The organism is Chryseobacterium tongliaonense (genome assembly GCF_041224435.1).
In the GTDB taxonomy this organism is placed as follows: domain Bacteria; phylum Bacteroidota; class Bacteroidia; order Flavobacteriales; family Weeksellaceae; genus Chryseobacterium; species Chryseobacterium tongliaoense.
This window is the reverse complement of sequence record NZ_JBGFFD010000002.1, coordinates 568,991-586,154: the sequence shown is the minus strand read 5'-3', so window position 1 is coordinate 586,154 and position 17,164 is coordinate 568,991. Positions and strand designations below refer to the sequence as shown.

14 protein-coding genes are annotated in these 17,164 nt (G+C 37.3%); 8 read left to right on the top strand and 6 right to left on the bottom strand.

Annotated features, from left to right (window positions below):
- Nucleotides 1–117: 117 nt before the first annotated feature.
- Both AB8P06_RS06860 and AB8P06_RS06855 read left to right on the top strand, forming a co-directional pair.
- Complete coding sequence (locus tag AB8P06_RS06860) at nt 118–1,098, top strand: EamA family transporter (RefSeq protein ID WP_369839712.1); 981 nt, start codon at nt 118–120, stop codon at nt 1,096–1,098.
- Between the two features lie 74 nt (nt 1,099–1,172).
- Nucleotides 1,173–2,168, top strand: a complete 996-nt coding sequence (locus tag AB8P06_RS06855; protein WP_369839709.1) for an alpha/beta fold hydrolase — start codon at nt 1,173–1,175, stop codon at nt 2,166–2,168.
- Nucleotides 2,169–2,330: 162 nt separating this feature from the next.
- Here AB8P06_RS06855 and rplS read toward each other — a convergent pair whose 3' ends face one another.
- Entirely contained in the window at nt 2,331–2,687 is a 357-nt protein-coding gene (gene rplS, locus AB8P06_RS06850) for a 50S ribosomal protein L19 (RefSeq protein ID WP_007846341.1), read from the bottom strand.
- Nucleotides 2,688–2,972: 285 nt separating this feature from the next.
- Between rplS and AB8P06_RS06845 the strand changes: the two genes are divergently transcribed.
- From AB8P06_RS06845 to AB8P06_RS06835, 3 genes are all read left to right on the top strand, one after another.
- Nucleotides 2,973–5,708 carry a fibronectin type III domain-containing protein gene (locus tag AB8P06_RS06845; RefSeq protein WP_369839704.1) on the top strand — a complete coding sequence of 912 codons (2,736 nt, stop codon included), beginning with the start codon at nt 2,973–2,975 and terminating at the stop codon, nt 5,706–5,708.
- 226 nt (nt 5,709–5,934) lie between these two features.
- Nucleotides 5,935–6,597 (top strand): succinate dehydrogenase cytochrome b subunit, encoded by a 663-nt coding sequence (locus tag AB8P06_RS06840; protein WP_369839701.1) that lies wholly within the window; start codon nt 5,935–5,937, stop codon nt 6,595–6,597.
- 259 nt (nt 6,598–6,856) lie between these two features.
- Nucleotides 6,857–7,558, top strand: coding sequence for a CoA transferase subunit A (locus AB8P06_RS06835; protein ID WP_369839698.1), 702 nt, complete (start codon nt 6,857–6,859; stop codon nt 7,556–7,558).
- Between the two features lie 63 nt (nt 7,559–7,621).
- Here the strand turns inward: AB8P06_RS06835 and AB8P06_RS06830 are convergent, their stop codons facing one another.
- Complete coding sequence (locus AB8P06_RS06830; protein ID WP_369839695.1) at nt 7,622–9,424, bottom strand: ABC transporter ATP-binding protein; 1,803 nt, start codon at nt 9,422–9,424, stop codon at nt 7,622–7,624.
- Between the two features lie 121 nt (nt 9,425–9,545).
- Here AB8P06_RS06830 and AB8P06_RS06825 point away from each other — a divergent pair, with 121 nt between their 5' ends.
- A complete protein-coding gene (locus AB8P06_RS06825; RefSeq protein WP_369839692.1) occupies nt 9,546–10,199 on the top strand; it encodes a CoA transferase subunit B in 654 nt (217 codons plus the stop codon).
- A 49-nt stretch (nt 10,200–10,248) separates the two neighbouring features.
- Here AB8P06_RS06825 and AB8P06_RS06820 read toward each other — a convergent pair whose 3' ends face one another.
- From AB8P06_RS06820 to AB8P06_RS06810, 3 genes are all read right to left on the bottom strand, one after another.
- Entirely contained in the window at nt 10,249–10,605 is a 357-nt protein-coding gene (locus AB8P06_RS06820; RefSeq protein WP_369839689.1) for an FEKKY domain-containing protein, read from the bottom strand.
- Between the two features lie 71 nt (nt 10,606–10,676).
- Complete coding sequence (locus tag AB8P06_RS06815) at nt 10,677–11,102, bottom strand: lipocalin family protein (RefSeq protein WP_369839686.1); 426 nt, start codon at nt 11,100–11,102, stop codon at nt 10,677–10,679.
- Nucleotides 11,103–11,182: 80 nt separating this feature from the next.
- Nucleotides 11,183–11,800, bottom strand: a complete 618-nt coding sequence (locus AB8P06_RS06810) for an SIMPL domain-containing protein (protein WP_369839684.1) — start codon at nt 11,798–11,800, stop codon at nt 11,183–11,185.
- Between the two features lie 302 nt (nt 11,801–12,102).
- Here AB8P06_RS06810 and AB8P06_RS06805 point away from each other — a divergent pair, with 302 nt between their 5' ends.
- Nucleotides 12,103–13,923, top strand: a complete 1,821-nt coding sequence (locus AB8P06_RS06805; RefSeq protein WP_369839681.1) for a helix-turn-helix transcriptional regulator — start codon at nt 12,103–12,105, stop codon at nt 13,921–13,923.
- Nucleotides 13,924–13,956: 33 nt separating this feature from the next.
- On the opposite strand, the gene AB8P06_RS06800 is transcribed toward AB8P06_RS06805, so the two are convergent.
- Entirely contained in the window at nt 13,957–14,772 is an 816-nt protein-coding gene (locus AB8P06_RS06800) for a DUF4197 domain-containing protein (RefSeq protein WP_369839678.1), read from the bottom strand.
- Between the two features lie 102 nt (nt 14,773–14,874).
- On the opposite strand from AB8P06_RS06800, the gene AB8P06_RS06795 reads away from it, so the two are divergent.
- Entirely contained in the window at nt 14,875–17,130 is a 2,256-nt protein-coding gene (locus AB8P06_RS06795) for a glycoside hydrolase family 20 protein (RefSeq protein WP_369839675.1), read from the top strand.
- Nucleotides 17,131–17,164 lie beyond the last annotated feature (34 nt).

Below are 17,164 nucleotides of genomic sequence, written 5' to 3'. Positions count from 1 at the left end.
CATTTATAAAATAATCACCCTGGGATTGCCCGGGGTGATTTTATTTATCTATCAGGACAACGACAGAGTGCTTACTTAATTATTATATCGTAACTTTGCGGGCTTTTAAGGAAAACTATGAAGAAGAAAAATATACTAAAAGGAGTTGTTTTTGTCGGAATCGGAGCCAGTATATATGGGATGTTGGCCACATTCGTGAAAATGGCTTACCATGACGGTTATACCACATCCGAAGTTACCACATCACAGTTTGTGCTGGGCTTGGTAGGTTTGCTGGTCCTGAATTTCATTCAAACCATTACGTCAAAACAAAAGTTATCATCACCAAGCGCAAAAGAAGTAAAAATGCTGATGGTGGCGGGTACTTCTCTGGGATGTACAAGTTTGTTTTACTATATAGCAGTTCAGTATATTAATGTTTCCATTGCGATTGTACTTTTAATGCAGTCTGTTTGGTTTAGTGTGGTAGTAGAAAGTTTTATAGCTAAAAAACTACCGAATGCCAGAAAAGTAATATCCGTAATGATTGTTTTATTGGGAACTGTTTTAGCGACAAACCTTATCAATATGGAGATTGAGCTTGATTGGCACGGAGTATTCTGGGGTCTCATGGCTGCAGCTTCTTATACATTGACCATGTTTACATCTAATACATTAGCGACTCATTTGCCTGTTTTGAGAAAAAGTATCATTATGCTTTCCGGAGGTTCAATTATCGTATTTGCGTTTTTGTTCTTTGCTCAGATCGGTCCGCTATATTTCGATGGCTTAAAATCAGTTTACCTTAATTTTACCGAAAATACACAACACATCCGTTCTTTTGATTATTCCATACTTTGGAAGTATGGTTTGGTTCTGGCATTGTTCGGAACTGTAATTCCGCCTATTTTGTTCAATATAGGTTTTCCGAATGCCGGTTTAGGCTTAGGAAGCATTGTTTCTTCATTGGAGCTCCCGGTTTCCGTAACAATGGCTTTTGTTCTGTTGGGAGAGCATGTGGATATGATTCAATGGTTGGGAATTGTTTTAATTCTTTTTGCGATTGTTCTAATGAATCTGCCCTCAAAAAAAGAACTTAGCGTTGCAGAAGTATCATAATTAAATTTAAAATAATACATATAAACCGTTTCTTTTGGAGCGGTTTTTTTAATTTTATACTTAAATAAAATTTTATGAAATATTTTAAAAATGCTGTTGTCATTGGAATGTTATCGATTGCGCCGGGATTTATATTTTCACAGGTAAAGCCTCTGGATGCTATGTTATCCGATTACCAGTACCCTTATGAAGTTCATTTCATTAATTTAAAATCTCAGAATAATGACCTGAAGATGGCTTATATGGATGTAAAGCCTAAAACTTCAAACGGAAAAACCATAATGCTCCTCCACGGGAAAAATTTTAACGGTGCATATTGGGAACAAACGGCAAAAGACTTGTCAGGTAAAGGGTTTAGGGTAATTATTCCGGATCAGATAGGCTTTGGAAAATCTTCAAAACCTCAGAACTATCAGTTTTCCTTTTCACAGCTGGCCGAAAATACAAAAGCCATTTTAGATGAGCTGAAAATTGATAAAACCATTGTTTTAGGACATTCTATGGGCGGAATGGTGGCGACGAGATTTACATTACTTTTCCCTGAAAAAGTCCAGAAGCTTATCCTGGAAAACCCTATTGGACTCGAAGATTACAAAACTTTTGCAGCTTATCAAACCATAGATCAGGCATATCAGTCGGAATTAAAAAATACGGCGGAAACCTATAAAAATTATCAGCTTAAATTTTATTACGATAACAAATGGAAAAGCGAATATCAACCGTGGCTGGATCTGATTGCAGGTTGGACGTTGCATCCCGATTATTCTAAAGTAGCCTGGGATGCAGCCCTCACTTCAGATATGATCTACAATCAGCCTGTATGTTATGAGTTTAAAAATATAAAAGTTCCTACCTTATTAATCATCGGAACACGCGACAGGACAGCAATAGGAAAGGACAGAGCACCTAAAGAACTCCAACCGAAAATGGGACAATATCAGGAATTGGGAAAGAAAACCCAGAAAGAAATTGCAGGATCAAAATTAGTGGAAATTGAAAATGTGGGCCATCTGCCTCATATAGAGGTTTACGAGCAGTTTTATAATGCTTTGTATGATTTCATTAAATAAGCACAAGGTTGGTCATTCAAGAGGAATCTAAGCTGCTTAGTTTTTTATCACCCGAACATTGAGATTCTTACAGAGATGATAAACTTTATAATATAAAAAAAGAAAATAAAAAGAGGCTGATCAATGATGAACAGCCTCTTTTTGTATGTGTTGTTGTCTGAATTATTTTTTCTTGTAAGCAGCGTCTTTGATTCTAGCTTTTTTACCTCTAAGGTCTCTGAAGTAATAAATTCTAGATCTTCTAACTTTACCTCTTCTGTCAACTTCAATCTTCTGTAAAGCTGGCATGTTGATAGGGAATACTCTTTCTACACCTACATCACCACTCATTTTTCTGATGGTAAAAGTTTTAGTAGAACCGGTACCTCTTAATTGGATAACTGTTCCCTTGAAGAACTGAGTTCTTGTTTTTTGTCCTTCTTTAATTTCGTAATACACAGTGATGGTATCACCTGCTTTGAATTCAGGGAATTCTTTTTTTGTAATGTACTTGTCTTGTACGTACTTTAATAAATCCATTATTAATAAAATAAAATGTTAAAGCTAAGCAACTTACACGCTTTTCGTCAGAGGTTGAATAACAGGTTGCAAATGTACAAAATAGTTTTTGAATATGCCAAATAATTTTATGTTATTAATACAGATATTTTTACACCTTTCTCCACTCTAAAGTTAACACTTCCTTTACGTTGGCATGAAACAGAGTTTATATGTGAATTCTACTTTTGCACGAAATAAAAACACATCATTCCCGGTCTTCAATTTAAAACACGATACAATAAACACTACTTAAAATTAATTTAAATGAAACATTACGTATTCTTTTTCTTTTTTGTCGTCCAGATGGCTTTTGGACAGACTTTGTTTCCCTATTTGCAAAACCCGACACCCAATTCGATGATTGTGAATTGGAAGACAAGTTCAAATAATGAAACGACGGTTATTTATGGTAATTCGCCCGCGAATTTAAACGTTACCGTTACCGGAACTACCAATATTTTTTCGGATACAGGATATAACAACAATTATTTTTATCACACGGCTAAAATCACCAATCTTCAGTCCAATACAAAATACTATTACAAAATAAAAACCGGAACCAGTGAATCGGCAGTGTACAATTTCAGAACACTTCCTTTACCGGGACAGCCTGTGACAGCTGATGGGAAAATACGTTTCCTTATAATGGGAGACAACCAGATCAAAGCCGAACCGAGATATGATTCGTTGACTTTGAATGCCTTTAAAAAATTAAAAGAAAAATTTGGCCCGAATTCAGATCCTTCCGATAACGTTGCCCTTACCTTTATGGTAGGAGATCAGGTAGATGTAGGTACTCTGGATCATTATGAAAATGTACATTTCAAAAAGAATATCAAATTATCGCCATACCTTCCGATTCAGACTACCGTAGGAAATCACGAAACATACGGAAGCTTGGGAATGAATTCTTATTATGCCCATTTCTATATCGATGAAATCAAGTATAAAAACATTTCTTCAGGAAATGAGAACTATTACGCTCAACAGGCCGGAAATGTTTTGTTTATCAGCTTAAGCTCAGAACATACGGGAACGGCACAGCAAACCTGGCTACAACAGATTTTAAATGAAGCGAACAATGATCCTACCGTTCAATGGATTATTTCATTAAGCCACAGACCTTACCAGGCTGAGCAATATGTAGGAGATATTTCAACCTGGGTGCGGGATATTGCTGTTCCGTTGATGACCAATTCCAGTAAATATCTGATGCACGTAGGAGCTCACCATCATTTATACCACAGAGGGCAGCTGAAAAATACACCTAATTACCAGATCATTTCCGGAGGAACCGCGTGGGATCAGTATTGGGGAATGTCTACAGAACAGGATTTTGATGACGTTCAGAAAACACTGACCGACTGGACCTATCAGATCGTTGAAGTGGATGTAACCAACGGAAAAGTAGATGTAGAATGCTATTCAATAGGAGGAGTTTATACTAAAAAATACAATGAACTTGTTGATTCTTTCCACAGGTATAAAAACCAGCAGAAGCCTGCTAAACCATCAATTACAAATACTTTTTCAGGAGCGATAACCCTGCCGTTAACACTAAACGGAAGTGCTTTTTCGTCGCCGAACGGAGAGCTTTTAAATACCACTCAGTTTTTAATCAGTAAAGCAGCTGACTTTTCTGTTATTGAAAAAGAATTTTACCGGGATTTTGAAAACTGGTTTGGAAAAGACGGAACACCTGATAAAGCTAAAAACTTAAATGCAGGCGTTGATATTACAAAAGTAACGTTCCCTGCCAACTCTATCTCAAACGGACTTTATTATGTGAAAACCCGTTACAGAGACAGAAACCTGGAATGGAGCGACTGGAGTGATGCCAAACAGTTTGAAGTTACCGGAAGTGTAGTTTCAAATCCTACCTTCACTTTAAATAAAACAGAATATCTTCAGAACGAAGCCATCACGGCTACTTATACAGGTGGACCGGGTAACCAGACCGATTGGATAGGAATTTATAAAAAAGGACAGACACCGGGATCCGTAACTTCCCAGGTATATACTTATACCAACGGGCAAACCGCAGGAACAGCTACTTTTAATAACGGATTAGCTAATAAAGGACAATATTTTGCAGGGTTTTTTGCCAACGACGGTTATACGGAAATCACACCGAGAAAAAACTTTTACGTAGGCCCGAAAGTCGTACTGCAAACTACAGCAGATACCTATCCCGTAGGCGGAACCGTTACCATTAATTACTCCAACGGGCCAAATCTGGTAAAAGACTGGATCGGGATCTACAAAATGGGTCAGACTCCGGGAATAAATACCTCGATAAAATGGGATTATGTAAATGCAACTTCCGGAACACTTAATTTTACAGGGCTTCCGAAAGGATATTATTACGCTCAGTATTTCCTTGAAGACGGTTATACAGCCATCGGAGAGAAAGTTTTCTTTAAAGTAGGGGATATCGTTACAGAACTATGGATCAATAAGCCGGTATATACTTTGGGAGAAAATATTACGGCCTCATGGACGGATTCTCCGGGAATTATCAAAGACTGGCTGGGAATTTATCCTCAGAATATTCAGACGCCGGATGATAATTTTATTTCCTATACTTATTTTGACGGAATCACACAGGGAACTAAAAATTTAACAGGAGCCGCATTGCCTACAACCCCAGGGAATTATTATATGGTAATGTTTACCAATGATTCTTATACTGAAGTTTCAAACAGGGTGCAGTTTCAGGTGAATTCATCCACTTTGGGAACGGACGAGGTTAAAAACAGTACGGAGAAAAATGTAATCCTATACCCGAATCCTACAAAACCAGGTGAGCCTACTTTCATTAAAAGTGATTATCCGATTGAAAAGATCGAGCTGTTATCAGCTTCAGGAGATTTGCTTTATGAATCAAAGAACGTTCACAACCAGCGTTTCTCCTTAGTGAATGAAAATCTTCCGAAAGGAGTTTATTTCGTGAAAGTACATACAAGAAAACTATTCACTTTAAAACTGGTTATACAGTAAAATATAAATTAAAAAATCAAAATAAAAAGCGGAAAGTCATTTCCGCTTTTTCTGTTTATTGATAAAGATTTGTTTTTATCGTCAATCCCGGAAGTTTCCCCTTTTGCAACAAATACTAAAATCAGAATTTAAACTCGTTTTCTTTTTATAATTTTATAAAAGAGTTGATGATGTTTGTCCAATATTAAAAATCAGATTGTCTTAAATAAAAACTAAAATTACAGGTATGGCAAAACAGCTTCTGAATTCATCCATTATGAGAAAAGTAGCCATGGGACTTTCAGGCTTTTTTCTGATCACTTTTTTAATGCTGCATGTATCACTTAATCTGACTTCTGTAATAAGCGAAGATCTTTTTAACCGTGTTTCGCATTTCATGGGATACAATCCTTTGGTACAATATATAGGACAGCCGATCCTTATCTTCGGGTTGCTTTTCCATTTTATCATGGGATTTATTCTGGAGATCCAGAATCGCAGGGCAAGACCGATACGATATGCCAAAAATGCAAGTTCTGCAAACAGTTCCTGGCCATCAAGGAATATGATTATTTCGGGACTGGTCATCCTTTCCTATTTTTGTCTTCATTGGTATGATTTCTGGTTTCAGGAGCTTAATTACAAGTTTATCGAGATGAATGTACCCAATGAAACAAGATATTACGGCGAATTGATACACAAATTTCAAAACCCGGTACGTACTTTTTTATATTGTGGAGCATTTGTATTGCTTGGGCTACACTTATGGCACGGGTTTTATTCCTCGATGCAGTCGGTTGGGCTTAATAATAAATACGCACGGGCATTGGCCAGATTCGGTAAATATTTTGCGGTTGTTGTTCCTGCATGCTTTATATTCATTGCCTTATTTCACCATTTTATCAGATGATTTTTAAATGAAACAGAAACATAAATAAGCGGTGAATTTCATCGCTTTTATTATTGATGATTAAGCTACGGCTCATTCTTAATTTTTAGATAAATAAAATTTAATAATAAATATCCTGAATATAAACAAACAGATACTATACTTCACCTGGTTTGCGGTAAGATGAGTAAAACTTCAGTTAAAATCCCGAATAAATTACTGAGTACGGTAGATATGAGAAAAATTATTAAATTTAGCCAACAGAAAAATCTAATATTTCATGATAGATAAAAGAGTAAAAAATGCAAAGGAAGCCATCGAAGGAATTCAGGATGGGATGACATTAATGTTGGGTGGTTTCGGGCTTTGCGGTATTCCTGAAAACTCAATCAATGCTTTGGTAGAAAGTGATGTAAAAGATCTGACATGTATTTCAAACAATGCAGGAGTTGATGACTTCGGGTTAGGATTATTGCTTCACAAAAGACAGATTAAAAAAATGATTTCTTCTTATGTAGGGGAAAATGCGGAATTTGAAAGACAGATGCTTTCCGGAGAACTGGAAGTTGAACTTACTCCACAGGGAACTCTTGCTGAAAAATGCAGAGCCGCCCAGGCGGGAATTCCTGCTTTTTACACCCCTGCAGGTTTCGGGACTGAAGTGGCAGAAGGAAAAGAAGTGAAAGATTTCAACGGAAAACCTCACATTCTGGAACATGCTTACAAAGCTGATTATTCCATTGTAAAAGCGTGGAAAGGAGATCATGCAGGAAACCTGATCTTTAAAGGATCGGCAAGAAATTTTAATCACCCGATGGCCGGAGCAGGAAAAATTACCATTGCCGAAGTGGAAGAATTGGTAGAACCCGGACAATTAGATCCCAATCAGATTCATATTCCCGGAATTATGATCCAAAGAATTTTTCAGGGTGAAAAATTTGAAAAAAGAATTGAGCAGAGAACTGTAAGAACAAAAGAATAAGTTCCTGTCGAAAATAATATTTATAAAAAAACAAAAAGCGCTGAACTAAATTCATCGCTTTTGTTATTCCGGTGAAATAAGCATTTTTCTTTCCCCGATCTGCTGTCGCCACATTGCATAATACAATCCTTTTTCGGCAATCAAGCTATCGTGTGATCCTGTTTCAATTACTTGTCCGCGTTCAAGTACAAAAATCCGGTCCGCATGCATAATTGTACTTAAACGGTGGGCAATGAGAACCGTAATATGTTCCTTATCTTTTGAAATATTTTTTATGGTAGAAGTTATTTCCTCTTCAGTAATGCTGTCCAAAGCTGAAGTTGCTTCATCAAAAATCAATAAATGAGGTTTTCTTAAAAGTGCCCGTGCGATGGCGATTCTTTGTTTTTCCCCGCCGCTCAGCTTCAGCCCGCCTTCACCGATTACCGTTTCAATCCCTTTTTCTGCTCTTGCCAGTAATGAAGTGCAGCTTGCTTTCTGTAAAGCAATTTCCAGCTCAACCTCTGTAGCCTTAGGGTTGACAAAAAGAAGATTTTCCTTAATGGTTCCGGCAAAAAGCTGGGTGTCCTGAGTTACAAAACCAATCTGATTTCTCAGCTCGTCAAAATCAAATTCTTTTCCGTTGATTGTATTGTAAAAAATATTTCCTTCCTGTGGCCTGTAAAGTCCAACCAGCAATTTTACCAGCGTACTTTTCCCTGAACCGCTTGGCCCCACAAAAGCGATGGTTTCTCCGTTTTTAACATCAAAAGAGATGTTATTCAAAGCTTTATATTGCGCTGACTGGTGCTTAAAAGAAACATGTTTGAATTCCAATTCCTCAATAGCACCGATTTGTTTCGGATGGAGTGGTTTTTCTTCCACTTCCTTTTTCATTAAATTGTCAAAATTATAAAGAGAAGCTTCAGCTTCACGGTAAGAAATGATAATATTACCGATTTCCTGCATCGGCCCGAATATGAAAAACCCATAAAACATCAGAGACAGATATTGTCCGGGAGTCACAATATTTTTAAATATTAATAACAATAAGGTCAGGGTAATCATCTGCTGAAGAAAATTAACCATGGTTCCCTGGATAAAGCTTAAAGAACGGATACTTTTGACCTTTCTGAGTTCAAGCCCCAGAATCTTATAAGTATTGTTATTTAAACGGATAACTTCCTGGTTGGTTAATCCTAAACTTTTAACGATTTCTATATTTCTTAAGCTTTCTGTAGTACTTCCGGCCAAAGCTGTAGTTTCCGAAACAATATTTTTCTGGATGCTTTTTATTCTTTTGCTCAGTAAATTGGTGATAAATGCAATCAGGAAAATTCCACAGATATACACCGGCATGATCGACCAGTGCAGGCGGATAGCATACACGGAAACGAAAATAATACTGACTAAAATTCCAAAGAAAATATTAATGAAATTAGAAATGAATTTTACAGTATCTTCTCTTACTTTCGTCAAAATTGATAAAGTTTCACCACTTCTCTGATCTTCAAATTCCTGGAAAGGAAGTGCCATTGAGTGTTTTAATCCGTCTGTAAAGATTTTGGCGCCAAACTTCTGTGTAATAACGCTTACTGCATAATCCTGAAAAGCTTTGGCGATTCTGCTCACCATGGCGGTTCCGATGAGTAATCCTAAAAAATAAAAAACGCCGTGATAAATTCCGTCGCCGTATAAATATTGATTCAGATTTCTGGGGATAAGCTTTTCCTTATCGAAAAAATTAGGGTGGGTAACCAGTCTGTCCAGGATGTTTCCTGTAATTGCCGGAGCAAATAGAGAAAAAACCTGATTAATAGCTGCCAATAATAAAGAGAGAAGAACCAACCACTGGTAAGGTCTGAGGTATTTTAAAAGTATTTTCATTCTGCTAAATAATGTTGCAAAATTAAAGATATTATTTTGACTTATAATGTTAATAATTTTGAATAATAAAGACCTTTTGTATTCAAGTGAAAATAATTAAATTGCGGTCTAAGTTTTTAATATGCTCACAAAAGAACAAATCGCAAAAAGAATTTCAAAAGAACTGAAAGACCGTTATTATGTAAACCTGGGAATTGGCATTCCTACTTTGGTTGCCAACTATGTTCCGGATGGTATTTCCGTAGAATTTCAAAGTGAAAACGGCGTGCTCGGGATGGGGCCTTTCCCTTTCGAAGGAGAAGAAGATGCTGATATCATCAATGCAGGAAAACAAACGATCACCATTTTAGATGGCGGTTCATTCTTTGATTCTGCTTTCAGTTTTGGCATGATTCGTGGCCAGAAGGTAGATTTAACGATTCTCGGAGCTATGGAGGTTTCAGAGAACGGTGATATTGCCAACTGGAAAATTCCCGGAAAAATGGTCAAAGGAATGGGCGGTGCAATGGATCTTGTAGCATCTGCCGAAAATATTATCGTTGCCATGATGCACGTTAACAAAGCAGGCGAAAGTAAAATTTTAAAAAAATGCACACTTCCTTTAACCGGTGTAAACTGTGTGAAAAGAGTGGTTACCGAACTGGCGGTTTTAGATGTAACTCCGGCCGGATTTAAGCTTATTGAAAGAGCTCCGGGAGTGTCGGTAGAGCACATTATTCAATCTACGGAAGCCGATCTGATTATTGAAGGAGAAATTCCTGAGATGCAGTTCTGATAAAATCAAAAACCTTGTCACCGACAAGGTTTTTTTATGGGATAAAATGTTATTTATTTTTCAGAATATGATCTAATGTGCTTACTTCCAGATCAAAACGCTGACGCCAGTCTTTCCCGAATTTCTTCTCCAGTAATCGGAAATATCGTTTGTTGTTTTGTTCATACTGCTGTTTTTTACCGGGTATCACCTCGCAACCGCCATCAATGCGTTCGTACCGGATATTCCATTTCTTAATAGTACTGTCAAATGCGCTGTAATATCCTACAGGAGGCAGTTCTCCTTCATGATAATCTATCCATTTCAAAGTAGAATCTACATCTTTAGCTTTTGCAGTATGATTGTTTTTCTCTGTACCATTGCAGGAAATCACAAGAATGAGTAGCAGGCTGTAAAATATTTTCATTTTTTTAATATTATATGTTTCATACTGCCTGTTAAATGCTATTATTTTTAAATTTTAAATCCTGTTTTTTATTAACGGGTTAAAAAATAAGTTTGTGTATAGGTAGTATTTCCCTGAGTGGCAGTGTTTTTAAAAGTCAGTTTGTGATCAGTCAGTTCAATGATTTTTTGTTCATTATCCCACAATATCAGAACGTTGTTTGCTTTTACTTCATAAGAGAATTCCTCCTCACCCTCAGCATTTGTTTTCCCTTTTCCGTTGGCAAAAAACTCGAAATATACATTTTGCGGGTCATTGTTGATTATTACAGGAGGTTCGTTACCTGTTTTTGTTTCTTCTATAAATTCTGTTAAATTCCAATAACCTAATATTTTTTGCTGCATTATTTGTGCCACATCGTTTTCTTCATCAACGGAGCTGCTTTTCTCACAGCCGACTGTTAATATTAAAGTGGTTACTAACAATAATAGTATTGCTAAAAATTTATTCGTTTTCATTTGCATTTATTTTTATGTTTAATATGGTTTATATCAATCAGATCGCCAATTATGAACGATAGATTGATTTAATATAACTCTTATTCAATAAGGTATTTTAAAGAAAGGTAATAAAACCTTTCTTCATCAGGACGGTAATAAACAGTATCTTCTTTCTCTTCATCGGTGGTTGAATAATCAATAGCTGTCTGTAACGGGCCCAATTTTTTCCCCAGGGTGGCAGCTACCTTTTCTGCACGTTCCTTTCCATTAGCAAAGGCGGCAGCTATTATTTTGGAAAAATCCTTTACAGGCATGTAGGTAATCCGTCGGGTAATAAGGGATACAGCACCTGTTTTATCAGCCACAAGTTGATTAAGTGCTATTACTTCTTCAGGTTTAGCCGTCTCAAAGCTATAAGATGTGCCTTCGGCGCCATATTGGGTCAGTGCATAGGCAAGTTGGTCTTCCTTAAATCTGTTCACATCAAATCCCGCAGCTTTGGCTTTATCTAAAAAAGCTTTTTTTATCTGTTCCAGGGTTCTTTTTTCTTCGGCATAGGTCAGGTCCTCGTTGATTACTATATCCAGAGTATACGATTTGATGGTCCTTTCTATTTTGGCGATGCCTCTTACTTCGATATAAGGCTTTTCTATACCTTGGCCAAAGATGCTGCAGGTAGCTGCAAAGGAAAACAGGAATATTATAATGGTTTTCATAATGTTTTTTTTAAATTAATTTTAGAAGTCTATTGAAGAAACAACATTTCTTCTCAAAAGACGGGTTAATGATAATGGTGTCTCTATTACAAAGATGCTACCTGATTCTTGTATTTACCAATAAGATAACATCTACAAAACATCTACATTGATGAAAAAAGAGTTAATAAAGTATCTACAGCACGCTTTTAGCTGTTTGTAATGACAAGTCAGGCCTGAAGGATCTATACAATTAAAAGAGCAAATTGTACTTTTGTGCTGTTCGGCTTTATAAAATTTATATTTAATTTATACTAGCTATTATGAGGCATTATATAAGAGTTATCATTATCATATTAGTGTTTTTTGCTGGACTTAATAAGGTCAGCTCACAATCCTTTATCGAAGATTCGTTAAAGAGTCTCCTTCGCAACCCAAACCTGAGTCCGGAAAAGAAAGCAATGACGCTTTCCCATCTTGGCCGTACGATCTACGAAACGGATATGCCAGCTGCCTTAAGTGCTACCAATGAAGCCCTTCAGCTGAGTCATAATCTTGCGGATGGGCAGTACAGTGCTTTTGCATTGGCTACATTAACCTATCTGAATGTACAACGGGACAGCCCTGTGATGGCACAAAAAAATATTGACAGCGCTTTAATCTACACTTCAAAATCTACAAACAGGGTTGTAAATGGCTATGTATGGTTGCGAAAAGGATGGCTGGAATACATTGTTAACAATACGACAAAATCTACGGCCAGCCTGTTTAAAGCGCTCCAACTCCTGGAAGGTCAAAAAGCATATGCTTATGAAAGTCTGGTCTATCATTACTTAGCAAGCATTTATGCCGACTTAAAAGACCCGGGAAATTTAAAAAAATACACCCAATTAAGTCTGAAACGGGCTTATCAGTCAAAAGAACCGGATATTATCTGTAATGCCTACCTTGCTACCGCCTCTTCATTTTTGCAGGATTTCAGAAAAGATACATCACAAAAAAAACTGTTGGATTCTGCAATGTTCTATAACCGGCAGGTATTACAGCTTTCCCAATCACAGCCGAAACGGATTGTCAATCACATCAACGTAGCAGCGGCGGCTTTAAATATGGCTAATATGTATTGGGAGTTCTTTCCAAAAAGCTATAAAGGCAGTGCCGAAAAATATATCGATCTTGCTTTGGCCATCGCCCGGAAAACTAAACATGAAGAGGGTATCGCCAATTGTTATGGCATATTAAGCGAATATGCTATTGCTGAAGGTAATTATGCAGAGGCGGAAAGATTATTTCTGTCAGGCTTTGCTGAAGTAGAAAATAGTGTAGGGAGCAGCATGGCTGTAAAAGCTTCCATGATGAAAGGGCTGGCAACAGTTGCAGAGAAAAGTGGTAACCAGACAAAAGCATTAAGCTATTATAAGCAATATATGCATTACGAACAGGAAGCTTACGATGCTGCAAAATTATCTATAGCCCAAAAACTGGAAGTACAATATGAAGCGGAAAAAAAGGAGAAAGAACTTGAAACATTACAGCAAAGAGCAGCTTTTGACAGAAAACTTAATTTTATTTCTATTGGTCTTATTATAGCCGGCCTGTTTGCATTGATCTTTCTTTTCCGTTCCTATCATTTCCGTTTAAAATCCTCTATCCAGCAACAGAAACTGCGAACAGAAGAGGCCGCCCGCCTTCAGGCAGAACAGGAACTGCTGCAGGAAAGACAGGATAGGCTACAGAAAGAGCTGCTGGCCGGAAATCTACAGGTAGAGCAAAAGAATGAACTTTTACAGACGATGCGGGATAAATTGGCCAATCAGCCGGAAAGTGGAATGCTCAAAAACCAGATGGAACGCATATTAAAAGAAGATCTGCGTATGGATGAGGATTTTGAGCATGCAAAAATCAGCCTGACCAACATACATCCGGAATTTTTCAGCCGCCTGCAGGCACTGGCCAATAATAGGCTTACCCGACTGGATCTGAAACATTGCTCCTACATATTAATGGGCTTTTCAAATAAAGAAATTGCTAATCGTCTGAGTGTAGACCCTAAAAGTATTCTCATGGCCCGGTACAGAATAAAACAAAAGTTAAATCTGGAAAAGGAGGATAGCCTGGATCTTTTGATACAAAAGCTAAGCTGACAGATGAGTTAGATTTTCAGGTCCAAAAATAAATTACTTTCCGTCCTGCGCTCCAAAAACCTTCTGTAAAATACTGGTAGTACGCATGGCAGGAGTATTTCTGATTCCGCTTTCTTTTTCAGCAACCATTTTAAAAATACCATTGATGGTTTCCGTGGTTACATATTCATTAAGATCGGTTGTCACAGACTGTCCCGTTAAGGTATTGTATTTTGAGATCAGACCTTTCCAGACCGTATCGGCACCTACTTTACCCAGTGAAGCCTTCACTTTGGGCTGGAAAGCAGTAAACAGCTGGCTTTGGGTTTTAGTTTGTAAATAGCCGGTAGCTGCATTATTGGAGCCCAATAAAATATTTTTTGCATCCGTAATCGTCATAGATGTAATGGCATTGGTGAAGATAGGTGTTGCTTCTGTTACCGCATCTTCTGCAGCTCTGTTAAGCAATTTTACCCCTTGATCTGCCAAACTTCCTAAACCCATTGCACGCAGCTTGGTATCAATCGTTCTTAGTTTTTCCGGCATTAAGATCTTTACCATTTCATTTTTATAAAAACCGTCGGTAACACCTAATTTTTTTACCCCTTCAGATACGCCAAGATTGAGAGCTTCCTTTAATCCTGATGAAATCTGTGCAGATGAAAGGCTGCTGAGATTTACAGGAGAGCTGTTTGTAGATGTTTTAACAGGAGTAGAAGTTGAGGGAGTTACTGAACCTTTTGTTTTAATGGGTTGGTTAAGGTCTACCCCCGTTTTATCTTTAATGGTAGATTTTAAGACATCAAGAATCTGCGCCTGGCTTGAAATTGAAAAAAGTAATCCGGCAGCAATAAAAATAGTTTTTCTCATAAGATGTTTTTGCAAAATTAGATGTTTTGTCACGGAATAAGTTAAATAGTATAATAAATTTTCAGAAAATAATTATATTCGCTTAAATCTTAATCAAACAAAATGTTACGTTTTTTATTCATCTTTTCTGTTTTAATTTCCAATATGTTATTTTCCCAAACCCAACTTAATTTAATTCCTTATCCTCAGAATGTCAGTGTTTTGAGTGGTGGGTTTGTTATTCCCGGTACTTTAGCGCTACAGGAAAAACTGCCTAAAGATGAAACGGAATATTTTAAAAAACGGTTGAATGCCGGTTTAAAATTCCAGGATGTATCAAAAGAAAAGGCCCAACTGGTCTATTCCCAACTGCCAAAATCAAATAACACAAAACAGAATGATGAGTTTTATTCCATAGAAATTTCACCCAAAAATATTCAGATAAAGTCATATACCAATCAGGGGTATTTTCTGGCACTTCAGACCCTGATCCAGTTAATTGAAGGGCATCAGGATGATAAAAAAATTCCAGCCCTGAAAATTGAAGACCAGCCGAAATTTGCATGGCGCGGAATGCATCTTGACGTCTGCCGTCATTTCTTCACGGTAGAAGAAGTAAAACAGTATATTGATTATCTGGCAATGTATAAGTTGAATACTTTTCACTGGCATTTAACAGATGATCAGGGTTGGAGAATCGAGATTAAAAAATATCCGAAGCTTACGGAGATCGGATCAAAAAGAAAAGAATCAATGATCGGGGCGTACGTCGATAATACATTTGACGGAAAGCCGTACGGACCGTTTTTCTATACACAGGAGCAGATTAAAGATGTCGTAAAATATGCTCAGAAACAACATATAACAATTGTTCCTGAAATTGAAATGCCCGGCCACGCTTTGGCTGCATTATCTGCTTACCCAGAACTTGCCTGTACAAAAGGCCCGTTTGAACCGGCAACAAAATGGGGTGTTTTTGATGATGTATTCTGTCCGAAAGACGAAACATTTACGTTTTTGGAAAATGTTCTGGATGAGGTGATTCAGTTATTCCCTTCACAATACATTCACATCGGAGGTGATGAATGCCCGAAAACAAGATGGAAAGAATGTACCCATTGCCAGGAACTGATTAAGAAAAATAATTTGAAGGATGAACACGGGCTGCAAAGCTATTTTATCCACAGAATTGAAAAATATGTCAACAAAAAAGGCAGGAAAATTATCGGTTGGGATGAAATCCTTGAAGGTGGATTGGCTCCCAATGCAGCCGTAATGAGCTGGACAGGTGTGAATGGTGGAATTGAAGCTGCAAAGTCTAAACATTTCGCGGTAATGACCCCGGGATCTTACTGCTATTTTGATCATTATCAGGGCGATCCGCAATCAGAGCCCAATGCTTTCGGCGGTTACACTCCTTTGAATAAAGTATATTCCTATGATCCGATTCCTTCTGAATTAAATGCTGAACAGGCAAAATATATTCTGGGGGTTCAGGCTAATTTATGGACGGAATATATTCTTGATTTCAAACAGGTTCAATATATGATTTTTCCAAGGCTGATGGCACTCTCAGAAGTAGGTTGGGGAACCGCAGATTCAAAAAAATATAAAGAATTTGAAAACAGGGTGGTGAATCAGTTCAAAGTTTTGGATAAAATGAATATCAACTATGCAAAAAGCATCTATAATGTTTCCGGAAAAGTAATCAAAGGAGATAATGGAGTAGCGTATGAACTTTCCACTTCTCAGAATCCAAACGGAATCAGATATACACTGGATGGTACCGATCCAAGTGCAAATTCCAATGCTTATCAAAGTCCTGTTCAGATTTCAAAATCAGTAACCATTAAATCTGCTTATTTTGAGAACGGACAGTTAAAAAGTGCCATCTCTTCACAGGAATTTACCACTTCAAAAACAACCGGAAAAAGCATTACACTGGAACAGCAGCCGAGTGAAAATTATTCTTTTGGCGGAGCTTTTACTTTAATTGACGGAATTATCGGAAACCAGAGACAATTAGGAAAAACCTGGTTAGGTTTCCAGGGAAAAGATGTAGTGGTAACGATTGATTTTGGGCAGAAAACTCAATTTTCAGAAGTGTATTTCAACACTCTGGAAAATAAAGGAAGCTGGATTCATTTTGCAAAGTCTGCACAGATTTTTGTTTCGGATGATAACAGGAACTTCAAAATGATCAAAGAAATAGGGAAAGATGACATTCAGAATGCAAAAGGAAAAATCAAACTTAAGGTAGGAAACCAAAATTCAAAATACCTCAAAGTCAAAATAGAAAACGCAGGTATTATCCCGGCAGGAAATCCCGGTGCAGACTCCAGAGCATGGCTTTTTGTCGATGAAATCGGAGCTGTTTAACCAACTCATCTAACTTCCAGCCTCCATCTTCCAA